The 23,019-nt window shown below is 68.7% G+C and carries 16 protein-coding genes and 1 pseudogene; 6 read left to right on the top strand and 11 right to left on the bottom strand.

Annotated features, from left to right (window positions below; all coding sequences use genetic code 11):
* Positions 1-29 precede the first annotated feature (29 nt).
* The 8 genes and pseudogenes from selA to def all read right to left on the bottom strand — a co-directional run bounded on the left by selA (position 30) and on the right by def (position 9,744).
* The gene (gene selA / locus CCZ27_RS20415) at positions 30-1,463 is read right to left on the bottom strand and encodes an L-seryl-tRNA(Sec) selenium transferase (protein WP_096451269.1); all 1,434 of its coding nucleotides are present in this window, start codon (positions 1,461-1,463) and stop codon (positions 30-32) included.
* Positions 1,464-1,475: 12 nt separating this feature from the next.
* Entirely contained in the window at positions 1,476-2,498 is a 1,023-nt protein-coding gene (gene fdhE / locus CCZ27_RS20410) for a formate dehydrogenase accessory protein FdhE (protein WP_198363208.1), read from the bottom strand.
* A complete protein-coding gene (locus CCZ27_RS20405) occupies positions 2,495-3,121 on the bottom strand; it encodes a formate dehydrogenase subunit gamma (protein ID WP_096451267.1) in 627 nt (208 codons plus the stop codon). Before CCZ27_RS20405 ends, fdhE begins: the two co-directional genes overlap by 4 nt.
* Positions 3,118-4,011, bottom strand: coding sequence for a formate dehydrogenase subunit beta (gene fdxH / locus CCZ27_RS20400; protein ID WP_096451265.1), 894 nt, complete (start codon positions 4,009-4,011; stop codon positions 3,118-3,120). Before fdxH ends, CCZ27_RS20405 begins: the two co-directional genes overlap by 4 nt.
* Positions 4,012-4,021: 10 nt before the next feature.
* On the bottom strand, positions 4,022-7,093 hold the full coding sequence (fdnG, locus tag CCZ27_RS20395; protein WP_157748664.1) for a formate dehydrogenase-N subunit alpha: 3,072 nt from the start codon (positions 7,091-7,093) through the stop codon (positions 4,022-4,024).
* 233 nt (positions 7,094-7,326) lie between these two features.
* Positions 7,327-8,171, bottom strand: a pseudogene (htpX, locus tag CCZ27_RS20385) (zinc metalloprotease HtpX).
* A 61-nt stretch (positions 8,172-8,232) separates the two neighbouring features.
* A complete protein-coding gene (gene fmt, locus CCZ27_RS20380; RefSeq protein ID WP_096451259.1) occupies positions 8,233-9,189 on the bottom strand; it encodes a methionyl-tRNA formyltransferase in 957 nt (318 codons plus the stop codon).
* Positions 9,190-9,240: 51 nt separating this feature from the next.
* On the bottom strand, positions 9,241-9,744 hold the full coding sequence (gene def, locus CCZ27_RS20375; protein WP_096451256.1) for a peptide deformylase: 504 nt from the start codon (positions 9,742-9,744) through the stop codon (positions 9,241-9,243).
* Between the two features lie 213 nt (positions 9,745-9,957).
* On the opposite strand from def, the gene CCZ27_RS20370 reads away from it, so the two are divergent.
* From CCZ27_RS20370 to CCZ27_RS20355, 4 genes are all read left to right on the top strand, one after another.
* Positions 9,958-10,992 carry a LysM peptidoglycan-binding domain-containing protein gene (locus CCZ27_RS20370; RefSeq protein ID WP_096451254.1) on the top strand — a complete coding sequence of 345 codons (1,035 nt, stop codon included), beginning with the start codon at positions 9,958-9,960 and terminating at the stop codon, positions 10,990-10,992.
* 20 nt (positions 10,993-11,012) lie between these two features.
* Positions 11,013-12,164, top strand: coding sequence for a DNA-processing protein DprA (gene dprA / locus CCZ27_RS20365; protein WP_096451252.1), 1,152 nt, complete (start codon positions 11,013-11,015; stop codon positions 12,162-12,164).
* Positions 12,165-12,245: 81 nt separating this feature from the next.
* Positions 12,246-12,716 (top strand): Smg family protein, encoded by a 471-nt coding sequence (locus tag CCZ27_RS20360; protein ID WP_096451250.1) that lies wholly within the window; start codon positions 12,246-12,248, stop codon positions 12,714-12,716.
* A 117-nt stretch (positions 12,717-12,833) separates the two neighbouring features.
* A complete protein-coding gene (locus tag CCZ27_RS20355) occupies positions 12,834-15,407 on the top strand; it encodes a DNA topoisomerase III (RefSeq protein WP_096452834.1) in 2,574 nt (857 codons plus the stop codon).
* A gap of 251 nt (positions 15,408-15,658) precedes the next feature.
* On the opposite strand, the gene CCZ27_RS20350 is transcribed toward CCZ27_RS20355, so the two are convergent.
* Together CCZ27_RS20350 and CCZ27_RS20345 are read right to left on the bottom strand one after the other, a co-directional pair.
* On the bottom strand, positions 15,659-16,129 hold the full coding sequence (locus tag CCZ27_RS20350) for a Dps family protein (RefSeq protein WP_096451248.1): 471 nt from the start codon (positions 16,127-16,129) through the stop codon (positions 15,659-15,661).
* 146 nt (positions 16,130-16,275) lie between these two features.
* Positions 16,276-17,214 carry a hydrogen peroxide-inducible genes activator gene (locus tag CCZ27_RS20345; RefSeq protein WP_096451246.1) on the bottom strand — a complete coding sequence of 313 codons (939 nt, stop codon included), beginning with the start codon at positions 17,212-17,214 and terminating at the stop codon, positions 16,276-16,278.
* A 181-nt stretch (positions 17,215-17,395) separates the two neighbouring features.
* Between CCZ27_RS20345 and CCZ27_RS20340 the strand changes: the two genes are divergently transcribed.
* A complete protein-coding gene (locus tag CCZ27_RS20340; RefSeq protein WP_232516480.1) occupies positions 17,396-19,423 on the top strand; it encodes a TonB-dependent receptor plug domain-containing protein in 2,028 nt (675 codons plus the stop codon).
* Between the two features lie 141 nt (positions 19,424-19,564).
* Positions 19,565-21,058, top strand: coding sequence for a DegQ family serine endoprotease (locus tag CCZ27_RS20335; RefSeq protein ID WP_096451244.1), 1,494 nt, complete (start codon positions 19,565-19,567; stop codon positions 21,056-21,058).
* 106 nt (positions 21,059-21,164) lie between these two features.
* Here the strand turns inward: CCZ27_RS20335 and CCZ27_RS20330 are convergent, their stop codons facing one another.
* Complete coding sequence (locus CCZ27_RS20330; RefSeq protein ID WP_096451242.1) at positions 21,165-22,787, bottom strand: methyl-accepting chemotaxis protein; 1,623 nt, start codon at positions 22,785-22,787, stop codon at positions 21,165-21,167.
* Positions 22,788-23,019: the final 232 nt, after the last annotated feature.

Here is a 23,019-nt window from a genome sequence, read left to right as displayed (position 1 = left end):
GCCTTCCGTTGCGCAGCAGCGAAGGGCCGTCAGCATGGTCCGATCCCGGCGCGGAACTGGGCGACGAAGGCAGGCTCGTCCTCCGCCTGCAGGCAGCGCAGGTCGAGATGCAGCGCATTGTCGGCAACGCGGCCGATGACCGGCAGCGGCAGGCCGCGCAATGCCGCCTCGAGCCGGTTCAGCACCCCGCCCTTGCGGCCCGCCGGGCGGAAGACCAGGCCGGCGGACGGCAGGCGATCCACCGGCAGGCTGCCCGAGCCGATCTGCGACAGCATCGGCTCCACGCCCACCGCGAGCGGCCAGCCGGCCACCGCCGCGGCGACCGCCGGACGCAGCCGCTCGGCCTGGGCAAGGATCTCGTCGCACGGCCGGGTGAGCAGGCGCAGCGTGGCGAGGCGCTGCGGCAGGCTGTCCGGGTCGCGGTACAGGCGCAGCACCGCCTCCAGCGCGGCGAGCGTGATCTTGCCCACGCGCAGTGCGCGCTTCAGCGGATTCTTCTTGATCTTCGCGATCAGGTCGCGGCGCCCGACGAGGATGCCGGCCTGCGGGCCGCCGAGCAGCTTGTCGCCGGAAAAGCTCACCAGGTCGGCACCGGCGGCGATCGCCTCGCGCGGCGTGGGTTCGTGCGGCAGCCCCCAGCGAGTGAGATCGGTGAGCGTGCCGCTGCCCAGGTCCTCGACGAAGGGCAGGCCGCGGGCATGGGCGATGCGGGCCATGTCGGCCGCGGCGACGCTGGCGGTGAAGCCCTCGATCGCGTAGTTGCTGGTGTGCACCTTCATCAGCAGGCCGGTGCGCGGGCCGATGGCGTCCTCGAAATCGCGCGCATGGGTGCGGTTGGTGCAGCCGACCTCGACGAGGCGGGCGCCGGCGCGCTTCATGATGTCGGGCACGCGGAAGGCGCCGCCGATCTCGACCAGTTCCCCGCGCGACACGATGACCTCCCGGCGGGCGGCGAGCGTGTTCAGCAGCAGGAAGACGGCGGCGGCGTTGTTGTTCACCACCGTGGCGGCCTCCGCGCCGGTGAGTTCCCGCAGCAGTTCGACGACGACGTCGTCGCGGTCGCCACGCCCGCCGGAGTCCACGTCGTATTCGAGCGCGCAGGGCGAGCGTGCTGCCTCCACCATCGCCGCGATCGCTTCGTCGGGCAGCACGGCGCGGCCGAGGTTGGTGTGGAGCACGGTGCCGGTGAGGTTGAAGACGCGCCTGAGGCGCGGCGCGGCGCGGGCGGCGAGGCGGGCCTGGGCATCCTGCAGCAGGGCGGCATCGTCGGGGCAGGCCGCTCCCGCGCCGATCCGCTCGCGCGCCGCGGCCAGCGCTTCGCGCAGCGCGCGGGTGGTTTCGTCGTGCCCGTGGGTCTCGACCAGCGCCCGTGCCGCGGCGAGCAGGCGGTCCATGCCGGGCAGGGCGCGGTAGGCGGTGTTGTCGTCGGCTGCGGACGTGGTGCCATGGACCATGGACGCCATCGTTGAACGCTCCTAGGGCATGAACAGGAACAGGTTTCTGCCGGCGCGGTGGAAGCCGGCTTCGTCGACCAGCATGTCAAGCGCGAGGGTGGCGAGGTCGTCGGCGAAAGCGTCCGCCATCGGGTCCTTTTCCATCGACACGATCTTGAGGCTGCCGCGGCATTCCGGACAGGTCTCGGCCTTGACCGCCGGATGCAGGGCGCCGGCTCCGCCTTCGAGGTTCAGGTAGGCGATGCCGCGGGTGTTGTGGCAGGGCACGCACTTGATGCGGGTGACGTGCCATTCGCAGGCGCACAGGCTGCAGGTGGCGTAGCGCACGCCGTGGCCGGCGTCGCCGATGCGCACGATGGAGGCGACCGGGTGCGAACCGCAGGCGGGGCACAGGCTGTCCTCGAAGCCGGCGGGCAGGTCGCCGGGCTGCAGCGCCAGCGCACGCGCCGTCCACAGCACCTGCAGCGCGGCGCCGGCCAGCGGCGCGAGCGCCAGTTCGAGCGGATCGGCCAGTTGCTCGTCGGCGCGCAGGATGGCGCGGGCCAGCGCCTCGATGCGCGCCGCCGGCACGGCGCGCAGTTCGCCGACGGCCTGCTGCAGGCCGGCCGGCGCGTGCGGCGCGGCCTCCGCCGCCAGAGCCAGCAGGACGTCGCGCCAGTCCGCCGGCAGCGGCGCGCCCTGCGCGTCGAGGGGCGGCATGCCGTGCTGCCGGCAGCGTCCCAGCCAGGCGGAATCAGGAGGCGCCGCGGGCGGCCGCCGGTCCAGCAGGGTTTGCTGGGCCTGGGCCAGGCGCGCCGCGAACAGCAGGAAGTCGCCCATCGCATGCCCTTCCGCCAGGGTGCGCAGGCGCGCGGCACGGTCGGCGAAGACGCGCGCGGCGGGCAGGCGGTTGGTGCTGCCTTCGCCGCTCGCGGAGACGGCGATTTCTTCCGGGGAGAGCAGTTTCTGCATGTCGGTCCAGAAAGACAGGGCCTCGCCGGCCCTGTTGCGGGGAAGGTCCTGCCTGCCCGCCGGTACGCGGGCGGGCAGGCCGTCGGCGCTCACTTGCCGGTCATCTGGCGGTACCAGGCGCGGTGGTGCTGCTTCGCCCACGCCCGGGTGACGGTGCCGTACAGCATGGCGCGGATGGTGCCACGGACCCAGATCGCGGCATACACGTGCACGATGATGGCGATGATCATCAGCACCGCGAATGCCGCGTGCAGCACGGCGCCGAGGCGTACCGCGCCGATCGGGAAGTAGGCCGAGAAGTAGGCGCGCCAGATCACGATGCCGGAGACGAAGAGCACCAGCATCGCCAGCCCGAGGAACCAGAACAGCAGCTTCTGGCCGCCGTTGTACTTGCCCTGGATCGGCATGTTGTGGTCGTCGCCATCGACCATCTCCCTCGCCCGCTTCACCCATTCCCAGTCGGTGCCGGTCATGCGGTTGAGATGCCGGAAGCGGAAGAACATCACCACGAAGAACAGCATCATCACGACGCCGATGAAGGGGTGCAGGATGCGCGTCCACGTCCCGCCGCCGAACAGGTAGGTGAGCGGAAACAGCGCCGGATGGAACAGGGCCAGCCCGGACAGCGCGAGCAGGATGAAGCAGATGCCCACCACCCAGTGGTTGGCGCGCTCCGAAGCGGTATACCGCTGCAGGTCGGACGGATCGCGGATCATTTTTCGCCCTCCAGTTCCTTGTCGACTTCGGCCTCGACTTCCTTCGACACTTCGTTCGGGCCCTTCATCACGTAGTGGAACAGGCCGCCCAGCGCCGCGGCGGCGATGCCGGCCATCGCCAGCGGCTTGGTGATGCCCTTCCACAGCGAGACGGCGGACGAGATCGCCGGCTCGGCCGGCAGGCCGCTGTACAGGCCCGGCTGGTCGGCGTGGTTGAGCACATACATGACGTGCGTGCCGCCCACGCCGGGCGGGTCGTAGAGGCCCGCGTTGACGAAGCCGCGCTCCTTGAGTTCGGCCACGCGTTCCCCGGCCAGTTCGGTCATGTCCTCCTTGGAGCCGAAGCCGATGCAGCCGGTGGGACAGACCTTGACGCAGGCGGGCTCCAGGCCGACCGCGACGCGGTCGGAGCACAGCGAGCACTTGTACGCCTTGCCGTCCTTCTTCGAGATGCGCGGGATGTCGAACGGACAGCCGGTGATGCAGTAGCCGCAGCCGATGCAGTTCTCCTGGTGGAAGTCGACGATGCCGTTCGAGTACTTGATGATCGCCCCGGGCGACGGACAGGCCCGCAGGCAGCCCGGATCCTCGCAGTGCATGCAGCCGTCCTTGCGGATCAGCCATTCGAGGCCGCGGTCGGTCTCGGCTTCCGCGTAGCGCATGACGGTCCACGACTGGTCGGTCAGGTCGCGCGGGTTGTCGTAGGTGCCGGCACAGGTGCCAATTTCGTCGCGCAGGTCGTTCCACTGCATGCACGCCACCTGGCAGGCTTTGCAGCCGATGCACCTGGAGACGTCGATGAGCTTGGCGACCTCGGTGGTCCTGCGTGCCTGGGGCGGCTCGGTGGTCGTGGCCGAACGCTTGGCGATGTCCAGCGATTGCAGTGCCATGGCGATCTCCTCAGGCTTTCTCGACGTTGACGAGGAAGGACTTGAACTCGGGCGTCTGCGTGTTCCCGTCGCCGACGAAGGGCGTCAGCGTGTTGGTGATGAAGCCGTTCTTCGCCACGCCCTTGAAGCCCCAGTGCAGGGGAATCCCGACGTGGTGCACCGTCTTGCCGTCCACCGTCAGCGGTTGCAGGCGCTTGGTGACCACCGCCACCGCCTTGATGTAGCCCCGGTTGGAACTGACCTTGACGCGGTCGCCCGCCGCGATGCCCTTTTCCGCCGCCAGCACCTCGCCGATCTCGACGAACTGCTCGGGCTGGGTGATGGCGTTGGACTCGACGTGCTTGGTCCAGAAGTGGAAGTGCTCGGTCAGGCGGTAGGTCGTCGCCGCATAGGGAAACTCGCTGGCCCGGCCGAAGGCTTCCATGTCGCCCTTGAACACCCGCGCGGCCGGGTTGGAAGTGGCCCTGGGGTTTCCCGGATGCATGGGATTGACACCGATGGGGGTCTCGAAGGGTTCGTAGTGCTCGGGGAACGGTCCCTCGTTCATCATGCCGCGGGCAAAGAAGCGCGCCACGCCCTCGGCATTCATGATGAAGGGCCCCATCCCTTCCTCGGGGGCGGAGTCGGGCTTGAAGTCGGGCACGTCCGAACCCGCCCAGCGGCCCTGCGCCGCGTCCCACCACACCTGCCCGCGCTTCGGGTCCCACGGCTTGCCGGCGGGATCGGCGGACGCGCGGTTGTACAGGATGCGCCGGTTGGCCGGCCAGGCGAACGCCCAGCCGAGCGTCTGGCCGTTACGGTAAGGATCGGCATTGTCGCGGCGGGCCATCATGTTGCCCTTCTCGGTCCACGCGCCGGAGAAGATCCAGCAGCCGCAGGCGGTCGAGCCGTCGTCCTTGAGCTGGGCGAAGCCGTCAACCAGTTCGCCGGCCTTCTTCAGTACCCTGGCCGGGTCCTTCGGATCGGTCTGGTCGGCCAGCGCCTTGCCGTTGTACTCCTTCGCCAGCTCCTCGGAAGTCGGCTGGTGCGCAACCTTGTAGGGCCAGACGAGATCGAGGATCGGGTCGGGGAAGGCGCCGCCGTCCTTGCGGTACATCTCGCGCATGCGCAGGAAGATGCCGGCCATGATCTCCGGATCGGACTTCGCCTCGCCCGGCGGCTCGGCACCCTTCCAGTGCCACTGCAGCCAGCGGCCGGAATTGACGATGGCGCCGTCCTCCTCGGCGAAGCAGGTGGAGGGCAGGCGGAACACCGTGGTGGCGATCGCGGCCGGGTCCACGTCGTTGAACTCGCCGTGGTTCTGCCAGAACTCCGAGGTTTCGGTGGCGAGCGGGTCGATGATGACGAGGAACTTGAGCTTGGCCAGCGCGGCGCCCACCTTCGCCTTGTTGGGGAAGGAGTTGAGCGGGTTGAAGCCCTGCGCGACGTAGCCGTTCATCCTGCCCTGGTGCATCAGCTCGAAGACCTGCAGCACGTCGTAGGTCTTGTCGAGCTTGGGCAGGTAGTCGAACGCCCAGTCGTTCTCCTTCGTCGCCGCGGCGCCGTACCACGCTTTCATCAGGCTGACGTGGAACTTGCCGTAGTTCTGCCAGTAGGAGAGCTGGCCGGGCCGCATCGGCTTGGGCGCGCGGCGGGCGATGTACTGCGCGTAATCGGTTTCCTTGTCGCCCGGCAGCGTCAGGTAGCCGGGCAGCAGGTTGGACAGCAGGCCGAGGTCGGTCAGGCCCTGGATGTTGGAGTGGCCGCGCAAGGCGTTCACGCCACCGCCGGCACGGCCGATGTTGCCCAGCAGCAACTGCACCATCGCTGCGGTGCGGATCATCTGCGAACCGGTCGAATGCTGCGTCCACCCCAGTGCGTACAGTATGGTCATCACCCGGTCCGGCGTGTGGGTCGATGCGAGCAGTTCGGCGACCTGCAGGAACTTGTCCTTCGGCGTGCCGCAGATCTTCTCGACCATCTCGGGCGTGTAGCGGCTGAAGTGCGCCTTCATCAGGTTCCAGACGCAGTGCGGATGTTCCAGCGTCGGGTCGGTCTGGACGTAGCCGTCCGCGCCGATCTCGTATTCCCAGCTCGACTTGTCGTACCTGCGCTTTTCGGCGTCGTACCCCGAGAAGAAGCCGTCCGCGAACGCGAACTCGTCCTTCACCACATAGCTCATGTCGGTGTAGGACTTGATGTAGTCCATGTGCACCTTGCCGCCAGCGATCAGGTGGTTGATCACCCCGCCGAGGAAGGCGATGTCGGTGCCGGTGCGGATGGGCGCGTAGAGATCCGCGAGCGCGGCCGACCGCGTGAAGCGCGGGTCCACCACCACCAGGCGGGCCTTGTTCTTCGCCTTTGCTTCGGTCACCCACTTGAAGCCGCAGGGATGGGCTTCGGCGGCGTTGCCGCCCATGATCAGGATCACGTCCGCATTCTTGATGTCGGTCCAGTGATTGGTCATGGCTCCACGGCCGTACGTCGGGGCAAGACTTGCCACCGTCGGGCCGTGTCAGACACGCGCCTGGTTATCGAATGCGAGCATCCCCAGGCTGCGCACCACCTTGTGCGTGATGTAGCCCGATTCGTTGCTGGAGGCCGAGGCGGCCAGGAAACCGGTGGTGAGCCAGCGATTGACGGTGGCGCCATCGTCGTTCCTGGCGATGAAGTTGGCGTCGCGGTCTTCCTTCATCAGACTGGCGATGCGCCCGAAGGCTTCGTCCCAACCGATCCGCTTCCATTCGCGGCTGCCCGGTTCCCGCACTTCCGGATATTTCAGCCGGTTCCTGCTATGCACGAAATCGAGCAGCCCCGCGCCCTTCGGACACAGCGTGCCGCGGTTGACCGGGTGATCCGGATCGCCCTCGATGTGGATGATGTCGGCATGGACGTTCTTGGCCTGGTCGCCCAGGCTGTACATGATGATGCCGCACCCCACCGAACAGTACGGACAGGTGTTGCGCGTTTCGGTGGTGCGCGCGAGCTTGAAGGTGCGGACTTCGGCGAGGGCCGCGGCGGGCGAGAAGCCCATCGCGACCAGGCTCGATCCGGTCAGACCTCCGGCAGCCACCTTGAAGAACTGGCGTCGTGACAGTTTCATGTCGACTGATCTCCGGTTGCGTATGGCGGGAAGACCCGCGCCACCCCGATGGCGCGGCCGCAGCAAACCCGCCCGTTGGACGGCACCGGTCGACGGTGCAAGTTCCGTACCTTGGCGGAATCGCGCGGATCAAGGGCTTTCCGGTCCATTCCAATGAAAAAAGGCGGGACAGATTGTTCCGTTTCGAAACAGTCTGTCCCGCCATCGAGGCAGGCTGCGGGCGGCGCCCGGCGTCAGGTGCGGCGCATCGCACGCAGCCTGGCGATCCGCTCCTCGGTCGCCGGGTGGGTGGAGAACAGGCTGCGCAGGCCGCCCCCGACAGCGGGTTCATGATCATCATCTGCGCGGTTTCCGGATGCTGCTCGGCGGTGTGCATCGGGATGCCGCGGGCGTAGGCGTCGATCTTGGCCAGGGCACCGGCGAGCGCCTCCGGATCGCCGGAGATTTCCGCGCCGCCGCGGTCGGCACCGAACTCGCGCGTACGGCTGATCGCCATCTGGATCAGCATGCCGGCCAGCGGCGCCAGGATCATCATCGCGATCGACACGATCGGGTTCGGGCGGTCCTCGCCGCCGCGGTTGCCGAACAGCATGCCGAAGTTGGCGAGCATCGAGATGGCGCCGGCGACGGTGGCGGAAATGGTCGAGATCAGGATGTCGCGGTTCTTCACGTGCGCGAGTTCGTGCGCCATCACGCCGCGCAGTTCGCGCTCGGACAGCATGCGCATGATGCCGCTGGTGGCAGCGACCGCGGCGTGCTCCGGGTTGCGGCCGGTGGCGAAGGCGTTGGGCTGGTCCTCGTCGATGATGTAGACCCTGGGCATCGGCAGGCCGGCGCGCTGCGCCAGATCGCGGACCATGTTGTACAGGTAGGGCGAGGTCGTGGCGTCGACTTCGCGCGCGTTGTACATCTTCAGCACCATCTTGTCCGAGAACCAGTAGGCCCAGACGTTCATCGCGCCACCCAGCAGCAGGGCGATGAGCATGCCCTGCTGGCCGCCCATCGCCGCGCCCATCGCGCCGAACAGCGCGACGATGCCGGCCATCAGTATCGAGGTCTTGATCCAGTTTCCGAACATTGCCTTCTTCCTTGCGGGTTGGTCCTTTCAGCACCCCACATGGGGTCGCCGCGCCGCGATATCAAGCGGCGGGCACTTCGCCGGTGGCGAAACACTCGCCGACAGAGACCGCGAAACCGCGCAGGAATTCCCCGGCGGGCAGACGCCGGCTGCCCGGACGCTGCAACACGGTGCAACACAGCGCGCCCCGGCCGCAGGCCACGACGATGCCGTCGTCGTCCGCGGCGAGCACCGTCCCGGGCACGCCCCCGGCGTCGACGACACCAGCCGACCAGAACTTGACGACCGTGCCGCGCAGCGATGACGCGAGGCCGGGAAAGGGGTCGAAGGCGCGCATCATGCGTTCGAGGTCGGCGGCCGGGCGCGTCCAGTCCGCGGCCGCCTCGGCACGGCCGATCTTGGCCGCGTAGGTCACCCCTTCGGCCGGCTGCGGCGTCGCCGCCAGGCCACCCGCGGCCAGGGCCGCCAGCGCCTCGACGATGCACTCTCCGCCCAGCGCGGCCAGCCGGTCGTGCAGGCTGGCGGTGGTATCGGCCGGCAGGATGGGCTCGGCACGCCTGAGCAGCATCGGCCCGGTATCCAGGCCCGCGTCCATCTGCATGATGGTGATGCCGGTCTCGGCGTCGCCGGCCTCGATCGCGCGGTGGATGGGCGCCGCGCCGCGCCAGCGCGGCAGCAGCGAGGCGTGGATGTTGAGGCAGCCCAGGCGCGGCAGGTCGAGCACCGCCTGCGGCAGGATCAGGCCGTAGGCGGCCACCACCAGCACGTCCGGCGCACAGGCGGCCAGCCGCGCACGCTGCTCGTCGGTGCGCAGTCTCTCGGGCTGGTCGACATCGATGCCGCGCGCCAGTGCGAGCTGCTTCACCGCGCTCGGGGTCAGCTTCATGCCGCGGCCGGCCGGGCGGTCGGGCTGGGTCAGGACGAGCGGCACCGCATGGCCGGCATCGAGGATGGACTCGAGCGCGCGCGCAGCGAACTCGGGCGTACCGGCAAAGGCGACGCGGAGCGGGGAATTCATCGGCAGGTCGGGGAAAAGATGGCGGCAGGGGCCGGCGGCGGCGCGGCCGCCCTAGGCGGTGATGCGCGCCTTCTTCGCCAGCTTGGACTTGATGCGCGTCTGCTTCAGCGCGGACAGGTATTCGACGAAGACCTTGCCGTCGAGATGGTCGAGTTCGTGCTGGATGCAGACCGCGAGCAGGCCCTCGGCCTCGAGTTCGAAGGGTTCGCCCTGCTCGTCGAGCGCCCTCACCTTCACGCGCTCGGCGCGCTTCACGCTCTCGTAGATGCCGGGCACCGACAGGCAGCCTTCCTCGCATATCTGCTCGCCGGAGCGCTCGACGATCTCGGCGTTGATCAGCGCCAGCAGGCCCGACTTGTCTTCCGTGATATCGATCACGACGACGCGTTTATGCACATTGACTTGCGTGGCGGCCAGTCCGATGCCCGGAGCCTCGTACATGGTTTCGGCCATGTCCTTGATCAGTTGGCGGATTTCGTCGTCTACGGCAGCCACCGGCGCCGCCCTGGTGTGAAGGCGGGGGTCGGGGTAGCGGAGGATGGGTAGGAGAGCCATGAATGCTTGCCGCGTTAAGCCTTTGAGTGCAGAATTTCAAGCGATTTGACATGCATTTGCATGTACTGCGCCGCGTCGTGGCGGGGAGGATATGCCACGCACCGGGCCGGTTCAAACGATCGCGTTTTTTACAGGTTTCGACTCGTGCCGGCCGACGGCGTTCCGGAGCGGCCCGGACGATCCCGGGTCGCCCCCACCAACCGGAAACGAACAATGATGCGAATTATATTCCCTCTCCTCGTCGGCATCGCGGCACTGTTCGCCGGGAATGCGGCAGCGCAGGGCGCGACACTGAGGAGCGACGCACCCGACAGCCATACCGTGGTGAAGGGCGACACGCTGTGGGGGATCTCCGGCCGCTTCCTGAACGAACCCTGGCGCTGGCCGGAAGTCTGGCGCATGAACCGCGACCAGATCCGCAACCCGCACCTGATCTATCCGGGGCAGGTCATCCTGCTCGACCGCAGCGGCCCCTGGTTGAGCGTGGGCCGGCGCATCGGCGGCGGCACGCGCGACGAGAAGCTGCAGCCGCAGGTATACAGCGAGCCGCTGGGCGAGGCGGTATCCACCATCCCGCTGCAGGTGATCGAACCCTTCCTGACCAAGCCACTGGTGGTCGACCAGGCGCGCATCGACGGCGCGGCCACCATCGTCGCCACCGAGACCAGCCGCGTGCTGATGGGTTCGGGCGACACGGTGTTCGCCAAGAACGTGCGCGACGACGTGCAGGTCTGGCAGATCCTGCGGCCCACGCGCCCGCTGGAAGATCCGGTGACGCACAAGGTGGTCGCCTACGAGGCGAACCACCTGGGGACGGCGCGGGTCGCCGAGTTCGGCACGCCGGCCACGCTCGAGATCGTGTCGGCGGTGGAAGAGATCGAGGTCGGCGACCTCATGGTGCCGAGCGAGCGCCCGTCCGTCTTCGCCTATGCGCCGCACGCGCCGGCGCAGGAAATCGACGGCCGCGTGATGTCCATCTACCGCGGCGTCACCGAGACCGGCCGCCTGCACGTGATCGCGCTCAACATCGGCGAACGCGACGGCCTCGAGCGCGGCCACGTCGTCGCGCTGCACCGCAACCGCGGCGTCGCCGAGTTCAAGGGCGAGGATGGCAAGGAGACCTTCGCGCTGCCCGACAAGCGCTACGGCCTGGGCGTGGTCTTCCGCGTGTTCGATAACGTCGCCTATGCGCTGGTGATGGAATCCGACGGGCCGGTGGTGATCGGCGACATGGCGCGCAAGCCCTGAACCCGGGTGATCCGCACCGCTTGACGCTCCCCGACGACCTCGCCGACTGGCTGCGGCTGACGTCCATCCCGGGCATCGGCGGCGAAACGCAGCGGCGGCTCCTGTCCGCCTTCGGCCTGCCCGGCCGGGTCTTCACGGCCGGGCGCGGCGCCCTGGCGGGCGTGATCGGCGGCGAGGCCGCCGAACTGCTGCTTTCGCCCCCCCGCCAGCAGGCCATCGATACGGCGCTGGCCTGGGCCGCCGAACCGGACAGCCACATCCTGACGCTGGCCGACACCGACTATCCGCGCACGCTGCTGGACATCGCCGATCCGCCAGTGCTGCTCTATGTGAAAGGCAACCCGGCGATGCTGCAGCGCCCGGCGATCGCCATCGTCGGCGCACGATCGGCCACCGCGCAGGGCGAAGCCAACGCCGAAGCCTTCGCCCGCGCCCTCAGCGAGCACGGGCTCACCGTCATCAGCGGCCTGGCGCTCGGCATCGATGCCGCCGCGCACCGCGGAGCGCTGGCCGCCGGCGAAGGTGGCACCATCGCGGTGGTCGGCACCGGCGCCGACCGCATCTACCCTGCACGCAATGCTGCCATCGCGCGCGACATCGCCGCGCACGGCGCCATCGTCAGCGAACTGCCGCTCGGCACCAACGCGCTGCGCCACAACTTCCCGCGCCGCAACCGCATCATCGCCGGCCTCGCGCAGGGCGTACTGGTGGTGGAGGCGGCACTCGGCAGCGGCTCGCTGATCAGCGCCCGGCTGGCCGCGGAAAGCGGCCGCGAAGTGTTCGCCATACCCGGCTCCATCCATTCGCCGCTGGCGCGCGGCTGCCACCGGTTGATCCGCGAGGGCGCCAAGCTGGTGGAGACCGCCGAGGACGTGCTGGAGGAGTTGCGCGGCCGCCTCGGCTGGCCGGCGTCAAGCGGTCGCGCGCATCCCGCCGGCACGGCCCGCGCGGCGGAGCAGGGCGCGGCGCCTGCGGCACCGCGGCAGCCCGCGCTGCCGATGGAAGACGACGCGGCCCGGGTGCTCCGGGCAATGGGTCACGACCCTGCCGACATCGACCAACTGGCATCCCGCTGCGGCTTGACGGTGGACGCCCTGTACGCCATCCTGCTGTCCTTGGAACTGGATGGACACATCGCCCGCCTGCCGGGCGGCCGCTTCCAGCGCGCCTGAACGGCGCGGCAACGCCCGCCCTGTCAGGCTTGCAGACGGGTACCGTCACGCTCCGGCCTGGCGGCAATTCAGGAGCCTCCCTTGTTCGACATCCTCGTCTACCTTTTCGAAAGCTACATCCACGCCGATGCCTGCCCCGAATCCGAACAGCTCGCGCGCAAGCTCGCCGCCGCCGGCTTCGAAGACGAGGAGATCTCCGAGGCGCTCGAATGGCTCTCCGGCCTGCGCCGCATCGCCTGCGAACTGCGGCCCGGCATCGCTCCGGCAGAGGATTCGGTGCGCCTGTACTCGGACGACGAATGCACTCGCCTGAGCCCCGAATGCCGCGGCTTCCTGGCCTTCCTCGGCAGTTCGGGGGTGCTGGACGCCGCCAACCGCGAACTGATCATCGAACGCGCGACGGCGCTGGAGGGTTTCACGATCACGCTGGAACGGCTCAAGGTCATCGTGCTGATGGTGCTGTGGCAGCGGGAGCAGCCCATGGACACGCTGATCATCGACGAGCTGCTCAACGATGACGGCGGAGACGGCTTCCAGCCAGTGCTGCACTGACCGGGCGCCCCCCCGCAGGCCCGCCCTCTTGCCTGGCTGCCGGGCCGCTCCTTATCATCCGCCGCTTCCGAACCCCTATGCGGGATGCCCCCGGGCATCTCCACGCTGGCCCCGAGCATGAGCAAGCAACTGATCATCGCGGAAAAACCTTCCGTCGCGCAGGACATCGCCCGTGCGCTGGGCGGCTTCACCAAGGAGAAGGACTACTACGAGTCCGAGCACTACGTGCTGTCGTCGGCCGTGGGCCACCTCCTGGAACTCGCCGTGCCGGAGGAATTCGAGGTCAAGCGCGGCAAATGGACCTTCGCCCACCTGCCGGTGATCCCGCCGCACTTCGCGGTGAAGCCGATCGAGAAGACGGAAGACCGGCTCAAGCTGCTGACCCGGCTGATCAAGCGCAAGGACGTCACCGGCCTCGTCAACGCCTGCGACGCGGGCCGCGAAGGCGAGTTGATCTTCAACTTCATCGCCCAGCACGCCGGCACCAGGAAGCCGACCCAGCGCCTGTGGCTGCAGTCGATGACGCCGCAGGCCATCCGCGACGGCTTCGCCCACCTGCGCACCGCACAGGACGTCGAGGGCCTGCGCAACGCCGCGGTGTGCCGCGCCGAATCCGACTGGCTGATCGGCATCAACGGCACGCGGGCGATGACCGCGTTCAACTCCAGGACGGGCGGTTTCCACCTCACCACCGTCGGCCGCGTGCAGACGCCGACGCTGGCGCTGGTGGTCGAACGCGAGGAGAAGATCCGCAAGTTCAGGCCGCGCGACTACTGGGAACTCGAAGCCACCTTCGGCTGCACCGCCGGCCGCTACGCCGGGCGCTGGTTCGACGAGAAGTTCCGGAAGCCCGAAGGCGACGAGCATGCCACCGCATTCCGCCTGTGGGACAAGGCCAGGGCCGAGGCCATCCGCGCCAAGTGCGACGGCAAGCCGGGCGTGGTCACCGAGGAAGCCAAGCCTTCCACCCAGTTGTCGCCGCTGCTGTTCGACCTCACCAGCCTGCAGCGCGAGGCCAACGGCCGCTTCGGCTTCTCCGCCCGCGTCACGCTGCAACTGGCGCAGGCGCTGTACGAGAAGCACAAGGTGCTGACCTACCCGCGGACCGATTCCCGGGCGCTGCCCGAGGACTACGTCGGCACGGTGAAGGACGTCATGCGCACCCTGCCCGACCAGTACGCCCCGTTCGCCGGCGAAATCACCAGGCAGGGCTGGGTGAAGCCCAACAAGCGCATCTTCAACAACGCCAAGATCTCGGACCACTTCGCCATCATTCCCACCGGCACGCTGCCGAAGAGCCTGTCCGAAGCCGAGCACAAGATCTACGATCTGGTGACGCGCCGCTTCCTGTCGGTATTCTACCCGGCCGCCGAGTACCAGATCACCACCCGCATCACCCGCGTCGAGGACGAAGCCTTCAAGACCGAAGGCAAGGTGCTGGTCAATCCGGGCTGGCTGGCGGTGTATGGCAAGGAAGCCACCGCCGAGGCGAAGGACGACAAGGAAGGCGGCAGCCCGCAACTGGTGCCGGTGAAGCAGGGCGAGACGGTATCCACCGAGGAGATCCTGCTGAAGGCGCTGCAGACCAAGCCGCCGGCGCGCTTCAACGAAGCCACGCTGCTGTCGGCGATGGAAGGCGCGGGCAAGATGGTCGACGACGAGGAACTGCGCGCGGCGATGGCCGAGCGCGGCCTGGGCACCCCGGCCACGCGCGCGCAGATCATCGAGGGCCTGATCACCGAGCAGTACATCCACCGCGAGGGCCGCGAACTGATCCCCAGCGCCAAGGCTTTCTCGCTGATCACCCTGCTGAAGGGTCTGGGCGTGACCGCGCTGACCTCGCCTGAACTCACCGGCGGCTGGGAATACAAGCTCGCCCAGATGGAACACGGCAAGCTCAGCCGCGAAGCCTTCATGCAGGAGATCGCGGAGATGGCGCGCGAGGTCGTCGAGCGCGCCAAGCGCTACGAATCCGACACCGTGCCGGGCGACTTCGTCACCCTGCGCACGCCATGCCCGAAGTGCGGCGGCGTGGTGAAGGAAAACTACAAGAAGTTCGCCTGCCAGAGCTGCGACTGGAGCACCTGGAAGATCGTCGCCGGCCGCCAGTTCGAGATCGACGAGATCGAGACCCTGCTGCGCGACGGCAAGGTCGGTCCGCTGTTGGGCTTCCGCAACAAGATGGGGCGCCTGTTCAACGCCGACATCGTGCTCAACGACGACAAGCAGCCGGCGTTCGACTTCGGCCAGCCGAAGGAAGGCGAGGAAGCGGAGGCGGTCGATTTCTCGGAACAGGAAGCCGTTGGCGCCTGCCCGAAATGCGCCGGCCGCGTGTTCGAGCACGGCATGGCCTACGTCTGCGAAAAATCCGTCGGCCCGGCGAAGAGCTGCGATTTCCGTTCCGGCAAGGTCATCCTGCAGCAGCCGATCGAGCGCGAGCAGATGGCCAGGCTGCTCGCCGAAGGCAAGACCGACCTGCTGAAGGGCTTCGTGTCCGCGCGCACCCGGCGCAAGTTCTCCGCCTTCCTGGTGCGCGGCAAGGACGGCAAGGTCGGCTTCGAATTCGAGGCCAAGGCACCCAAGGCAGCCGCAGGGAAGACGGCCACCGCGGCCACCGAACCCGCCGGCGCATCCGCCGCGGAAGAAGAGAAGAAGCCCGCCCCCCGCAAGCGCCCCGGAAAGGCGTCCTGATCAGCTTCGCAATACGGCCTCTCAGCCGAACAGGCCGTGTTTCCGGGGCGGGGGCGTCCCTGCAGGGGCGAGGACTGTCCGAGCCAAGCGCAGCGAAGGCGAGTTCCGCAGCCCCGGAAGGAATGCCCCCGCCCCGGAAACACTGAAGCCCGCCAGCGCTGCAGACGCCCCCTCAGCGCCGCACCGCAGCCGACTGCCAGGCGAACGGCTCTACCCCGTGCGACGCGGTCGCTCCGGGGCAGAGCGCGCCGTCATTCCTCCAGCAGGCTGCGCAGCATCCAGGCGTTCTTCTCGTGCGTCTGCATGCGCTGCGTCAGCAGGTCCAGCGTCGGCTCATCGCCCACCTTGTCGGCCAGCGGCACCACGCTGCGCGCCGTCTTGACCACCGCCTCCTGGCCCAGCACCAGTTGGCGGATCATGTCCTGCGCGTTCGGCACGCCTTCCGGTTCGGCCATGCTGCCGAGCTTCTGGAAGTCCTTGTACGTGCCGGGCGCCGGGAAGCCCAGCGCGCGGATGCGCTCGGCGATCAGGTCCACCGCCAGCGCAAGCTCGGTGTACTGCGTCTCGAACATCAGATGCAGCGTGTTGAACATCGGCCCCGTCACGTTCCAGTGGAAGTTATGGGTCGTCAGGTACAGCGTGTAGCTGTCGGCCAGGAGGCGGGAGAGCCCTTCAGCGATCTTGGCGCGATCCTTCTTGTTGATGCCGATGTCGATTTCCATGTGCGTCCTCCTGTTCCGTACGGGTCGTCGATGTGCGGCAGGAAAATGCCGCTGTAAATCAAATCGAATGCTATGCCATGCACTGCTCTGGAGCCAATCGAATATCCAGACCCCCCTCATGAGGAAGGGCTATCGCCGGGCGGCGGTCAGGCCGCCTCGCGCGCCGGCACCCGCCCGACCGGGCGCACGCCGGGCAGCCCGCTCTCCATGATCGCGGTACGCAGGATGTCGATCGCCCCGCTGCGCGGATAGGTCACCCGCCAGGCCAGGGCGACGCGGCGCGCGGGCTCCGGCTCGGAGAACGGACGCACCGCCACCAGCGGATTCTGCGCCGTCAGCTCGTCGGCCGCCGAACTGGGCAGCACGGTGACGCCGAGGCCGGTCGCGACCATGTGGCGGATCGTCTCCAGCGAACTGCCCTCCAGCGTGCGCTGCAGCCCGCCGACGTTCCGGCAGCTCGGGCACACCTCGAGCACCTGCTCGCGGAAGCAGTTGCCCGCCCCCAGCAGCAGCAACTGATCGTCGGCGAGATGTTCCGGATCGATGCGCGTCTCCGCCGTCCACGGATGGCCGGCGGGCAGCAGCACGCGGAACGGCTCGTCATAGAGCGGCTGCGCCACGACGCCGGGCTCCTCGAACGGCAGGCTGATGATGATGACGTCCAGCTCGCCGCGCTTGAGCGCCTCGGCCAGCCGCGCGGTGTAGTTCTCCTGGATGATCAGCGGCATGCGCGGCGCCAGTTGGTGGACGCGCGGGATCAGGCGCGGCAGCAGATAGGGCCCGATGGTGTAGATCACCCCCAGGCGCAGCGGTCCGGCGAGGGGGTCCTTGCCGGCGGCGGCGATCTCCTGGATCTGGCTCGCCTCCATCAGCACCTTCTCGGCCTGCTGGACGATGCGCCGGCCGGTCTCGGTGATCTTGACTTCCGAGGCGCTGCGCTCGAAGAGCTGGATGCCGAGTTCATCCTCGACTTTCTTGATCGCCACCGACAGGGTGGGTTGCGAAACGTGGCATTTCTCCGCCGCACGGCCGAAATGACGTTCGTGGGCCAGCGCAACGAGGTAGCGAAGATCGGTGAGGGTCATGGGATGCTCCGTATTTTCGCTGTGCAACGATCGGCACGAATCAAGCGACGCATGTTACCCCTTCGGGGCAGTCCTGCGTACGGCCGCCCCTCGGCTATACTCGGCAGCCGCCACGAAGCACGAACGCTTGAATCCCGACATGCCGTTCCTCCCTGCATTGCACCGCGCGACAGCATGCTCGATGCTGAGCCTGATCGCGCCCCTGTGCACGGCGATGCAGGACGAAGACCCGTTCCTCGAGCCGCTGCCCGTGGTGCTCAGCGTTTCGCGCCTGCCGCAGCCCGTGCAGGACGCGCCCGGCGCCATCACGGTGATTGATGCAGACCTGATCGCCGCCACCGGCTATCGCGACCTCGGCCGCCTGCTGCGGCTCGCTCCCGGCATGCAGGTGGGGCAGGAACGATCCAACACGCAGTGGTTGACCTACCACGGCCTCGGATTCGAAGTCCCTGCCCAGTTGCAGGTACTGGTCGACGGCCGCTCGCTGAACCCCCGCTCGCTCGGCGTCGGCGCCAATTTCGGATCGCTGAGGAACATCGAGCGCATCGAGGTCGTGCGCGGCTCCAACTCGGCGGCCTATGGCTCCAATGCGTTCCTCGGCGTGGTGAACATCATCTCCCGCCATACCGGCGCGGACGAGGGCAGCACGGTGGCGCTGAACATGGGCGACCACGGCATTGCCGACCTCGATGCGCGCTTCGTCAGCCGCCAGGGCCCGCTGGGGCTGCGGCTGACCGCGCGCCACTTCGGCGACGACGGCTTTGCCGGGCTGCACGACGGCCGGCAGGCGAACGTCCTGAACCTGCGCGGCGACCTGCGCGTGAGCGAAACCGACGAGATCGATTTCACCGCCGGCATCGGCGAGGAACGCGGGAAGCAGGGCTATCCTGGCATGCTGTTCGAAACCGACCGCGAACGTTCCTCGCGGCACACCGACACTGCGCTCCACCTGCGCTGGCGCCATGCGCCGAGCGCCGACGAAGAATGGTCCCTGTCCTGGTACCACACGCGCAACTCGTTCCGCGACGAGTGGTTCGTCGAATCGCGCGCGAACCTGCCGCCGGCGCTGGCAGCCTACGCGGCGGCTCTGCCGGCGATGCGCATCGCGGTCGGCGACAGCATCGAAACCGCGCGCAACAACGTCGAGCTGCAGCATCGCTTCCTCGCCGCACCGGACCTGCGCCTGCTGTGGGGGGCGGAGTGGCGCGGCGAATCGACCGATTCGCGCTTCTTCTTCCACGGCGCCGGCCGCCGCAAACGCGAGGAATGGCGCGTGTTCGGCAACCTGGAATGGCGCAGCGCGCCGCAATGGCTGTGGAACCTGGGCGCACTCGCCGAACGCATCGACGACGGGCCGACCCGCATCGCGCCGCGCTTGTTCCTGAACTGGCAGCCTTCGACGGCGAACACCTGGCGCATCGGCTACTCCCGCGCCTGGCGCCAGCCCTCGTTGCTCGAGAGCGCAGTCGATCTGCGCATCATCGACGAGACCCACGGCCTGCTGCAGCAGCGCTTCCTGCCCAATCCCGATCTGCGCCCGCCGCGCATCGACGCGTTCGAGCTGGGTTTCGTCGGCGCCCTGCCGCAACTGGGCGGCAGCCTGGACGTCAGGCTGTTCCACGAGAACATCCGCGACCTGATCGTGCGCCGCATGGTCGACGTGACCCTGGACGCCGGCGACAACACGCTCGCCGATCCCAACCTGGTCCAGCGCCTGCTGCGCGCCACGCGCTGGCAGAATGCCGCCGACGCCGTGCGCCTGAGCGGCATCGAGTACCAGTTGCGCACGAGGCCCTGGACGGGGGGCGAATTCATCCTCAACCATGCCATCGTGCGGGCGGCCGCGAAGGACGCGGACATCGAGCGCAACGTCGCACCCTACAGCGCCAGCCTGACCTGGCTGCAGCGCCACGGTGCGTGGCGATCGGCACTGACCCTGCTGCGCATGGGTCCGATCGACGCGGGATTCGGCTTCACCCCGACCTTCCGCTACACCGTTCCGGCGTATACGACGCTCGACGCCAGCGTGGCGCGCAGCTTCCGCTTCGACCACCAGCCGGTGGAAATCCGCCTGACCGCGGTGAACCTGCTCGGCCGCCACCAGGAATACGCCAATCGCCCGCTGCAGCAGTCGTCCCGCTTCGGCCGGGACAGGCCGGCGAACGAGGTCGGCCCGCAGGTCTGGCTGTCGATCGGCACCCGCTTCTGACGGGACGGCCGTCGGCACGGCCTCTTGATACCGGCGAAAACATCCTTATCTTGCAGGCGTGCATCCGCCCGGGAACGGTACGGATGCGATCGCGTCCACCGACCATCCTTTTTTCCATCGTCTTTCTTGACCGGGATTCTCATGCGCAAAGCCGTCGCCACTCGTGCCCTGACCGCCGCCCTCGCGGCCTGCCTGCCCCTCGGGGCCATTCCGAGCACCGTCCATGCCGCCGACGCCCAGCCGGCGCCGGCACTGGTGTCGCCCAACCGCTACGGCCTGCCGGATTTCGGCGATCTGGTCGAGCAGGTCGGTCCGGCCGTCGTCAACATCAGCGTCGTGCAGCGGGTGGCGCAGCCGCAGATGAACGGCGACAACCCCTTCGCCAACGACCCCTTCTACGATTTCCTGCGCCGCTTCGGGGTGCCGGTGCCGGGCATGCCCGGAGCACCCGGCGGCGGCGGGCCGCGCGTCAACCGTGGCATCGGTTCGGGCTTCATCGTCAGCGCCGACGGCTACGTGCTCACCAATGCCCACGTGGTCGCCGGCGAGCCCGGTGGCAACAGCGGCGGCACGGTGGCCTCGGACGTGACCGTCACGCTGATCGACAAGCGCGAATTCAAGGCCAAGGTGGTGGGCATAGACCGGCGCACCGACGTCGCGCTGCTGAAGATCGATGCGCACAGCCTGCCCACGGTGAAGATCGGCAACGCCGACCGCAGCCGCGTCGGCGAATGGGTCGTGGCGATGGGCTCGCCCTTCGGCTTCGACAACACGGTGACGGCCGGCATCATCTCGGCCAAGGCACGCCGCCTGCCGGACGAGAACTACGTGCCCTTCATCCAGACCGACGTCGCCATCAACCCGGGCAATTCGGGCGGTCCGCTGTTCAACCTCGCCGGCGAGGTGATCGGCATCAACTCACAGATCTACTCGCGTTCGGGCGGCTTCATGGGCATCTCGTTCGCGATCCCGATCGACGTGGCGATGAACATCAAGGACCAGCTCGTCGCCCACGGCCGCGTGCAGCGCGGCCGGCTGGGCATCGCCATCCAGGGGCTGGACAAGGATCTGGCGCAGTCCTTCGGCCTGCCCGACGAGCGCGGCGCGCTGGTGGCGAGCGTCGATCCCGGCGGCCCGGCGGAGAAGGCCGGCCTGAAGCCGGGCGACGTGGTGCTGAACCTGGACGGCACGCGCATCAACGACTCCGCCGACCTGCCGCGCATCATCGGCGAAAAGCGCCCCGGCACGCGCGTGCGCCTGGACGTGTGGCGCGACGGCCGCAGCCGCGAGCTGGTCGCCACGCTGGAAGAACTGAAGGCCGAATCCGCACCGGCCGCGTCGGCCACCCCGGACGGCGGCGAAAGCATGGGCGCCAAGCTCGGCCTCAGCGCCCGCCCGTTGAACCCGCAGGAAGCCAGCCAGCTCGGCGTGCGCGGCGGCCTCGTGGTGGAAGGCAGCAGCGGCGCGGCGGCGCGCGCCGGCGTGCAGCGCGGCGACGTGATCCTGGCGCTGAACAATCAGGCGGTGACCAGCGCCGCCCAGTTCCGCGAACTGCTGGAGCGCGCCGGCAACCGCTTCGCCCTGCTGATCCAGCGCGGCGGGGCGCGCATCTTCGTGCCGGTGCGGATCGAATGAGCGGCCGGGCGGGCGCCACGGCGCCCGCTGCACGATTCTCCCGCCGCTGCCGCGACGTCCTTTCCGAGTAAGGAAGAGCATCCCCCCAGGCGACCGGACGGGGTGCTCACACGCGAAAGCGCGACACCGATTCCTGCAGCCGCGCGGCAAGCTGTTCCAGTTCGTACGCGGCAGCCACCGTCTGCTCGATGGCGGAGTCGTTGTCGGCCGCCATCGCGGCGATCGCATCGATGCTCGAGGTGACCGACTCGCTGGCCTGACGCTGCTCGCGCGTCGCACGGCCGATGCGGTCCAGCCCTTCGCCGACCTCGGCCACCGCGGCATTGGCCGCGCCGAGCACGCCCGATACCCGGTCGGCCATGTCGCGGCTGGACTGCAGGTGCGACATGCCGCTGGCGATCGACTCCTGCACCGAAGCCGAACGGCGGCCGATCTCGCGTGTGATGGCGTCGATCTCGCCGGCCGAGCGGGCGGATTTCTCCGCCAGCTTGCGCACCTCGTCGGCCACCACCGCGAAGCCGCGCCCCTGCTCGCCGGCACGCGCCGCCTCGATCGCGGCATTGAGCGCGAGCAGGTTGGTCTGCTCGGCGATCTCGCGCACTTCCTGCGTCATGCGGGTGATGGCCTCGGTCGACTCGACGAAGTCGCCCACCGCCGCCGCCATCTGCTGCACCGCGGTCCCCACCTCGCCGACCTCGCCGATCAACTGCCGCAGGCTGCGCTGCGCCTCTTCCGAACGCGCCAGGCTGTCGTGCGAGCGCTCGCGTACCGCCTCGGTGCTGTCGGCGATGTGCGTCGTGTTGGCCATCAGGCCGTCCACCGCCTGCGCGGCGCTCACCGAGCTTTCGTTCTGCCGGTGCGAGCGCTCGGCCAGGCTGGCCGCACCCGCGCTCAAGGCCCGCGCCGAGGCGTTCACCGCCGCCGCCGCGTCGCCGACCTGGCGCACCAGCGCGCGGATGGTCCCCATCATGTCGTTGAAGGTGCCGGCGGTGCGGCCGATCTCGTCGTCGCCCTCGCCGCCGAGCCGCCGCGTCAGGTCGCCCCCGCCCTGCGCGATCTCGGACAGGCTGCCGGCCAGATGCGACAGCGGCCGCGTGACGAAGCGGCGGATGAAGAGGTAGACGAAGGCCAGCAGCGGCAGCGACACCAGCACCGCGAACAGCACGCTGCGATTGCGGAAATCCGCCACCGCGGCGTCGACGCGGTCGAGCGAGATGCGCATGCTGACCGCGCCGAGCGGCGTGCCCTCGGCGACCTGGTGGCAGGACAGACAGTCCTTGCCGAGATAGCTCTTCGACGCGCGCGCCGGAAAGATCACGCGCAGATGCTCGCCGTGCCCTTCGTCCCGTTCGATGCGCAGCAGCGCCGGCCCGCCGGCGAGGACCTGCCGTTCCTCCGCGTCCGGCTCCGGCCCGGCAATGCTGCCGGGGCCGAACGCCTTGCTCACCGCCTCGCCCCTCAGCACCCTCAGGTCGCGCACCACGGACAGTTCCTTGATCTGGTCGAGGAACACGTCGCGCTGCGCCACCGTGCCGGTGATCATCATGCCGGTGAGGCCGGCCATGGTCATCTCGTTGACCGCAGCGGCGAAATCCTTCGCCTGCCCGATCGCGACGGAGCGATTGGCACGGGTTTCCCACGCGATCATGCCGCCCCATGCGAGGACGAGCATCAGCCAGATCGCTCCGGTCAGCCGAACCCAGATCGGCGTGTCCGCCAGACGGCGCATGTCAGGTCTCCTGATCCGCAGGGCGGATCGCTGTTTCGCCACGATGAGGGAGTCTACGGCCCGGCGGCGCGCGATCTTGACCCGAATAGCGCGGATTTCCCGCCCGGATCCGCGCATCCGGCCGCGGTAATGATTCGTGCATGGGCGAACGGATAGACTGTCCGGCTGTCGCAGACAGGTCCGGACGCTTCATCCACCGGACTTCCGATTCACTCCGATCCATGAGGAAAGC

It is taken from the genome of Thauera sp. K11, assembly GCF_002354895.1.
Lineage (GTDB): Bacteria > Pseudomonadota > Gammaproteobacteria > Burkholderiales > Rhodocyclaceae > Thauera > Thauera sinica.
This window is presented reverse-complemented; position numbering and strand designations above follow the sequence as displayed.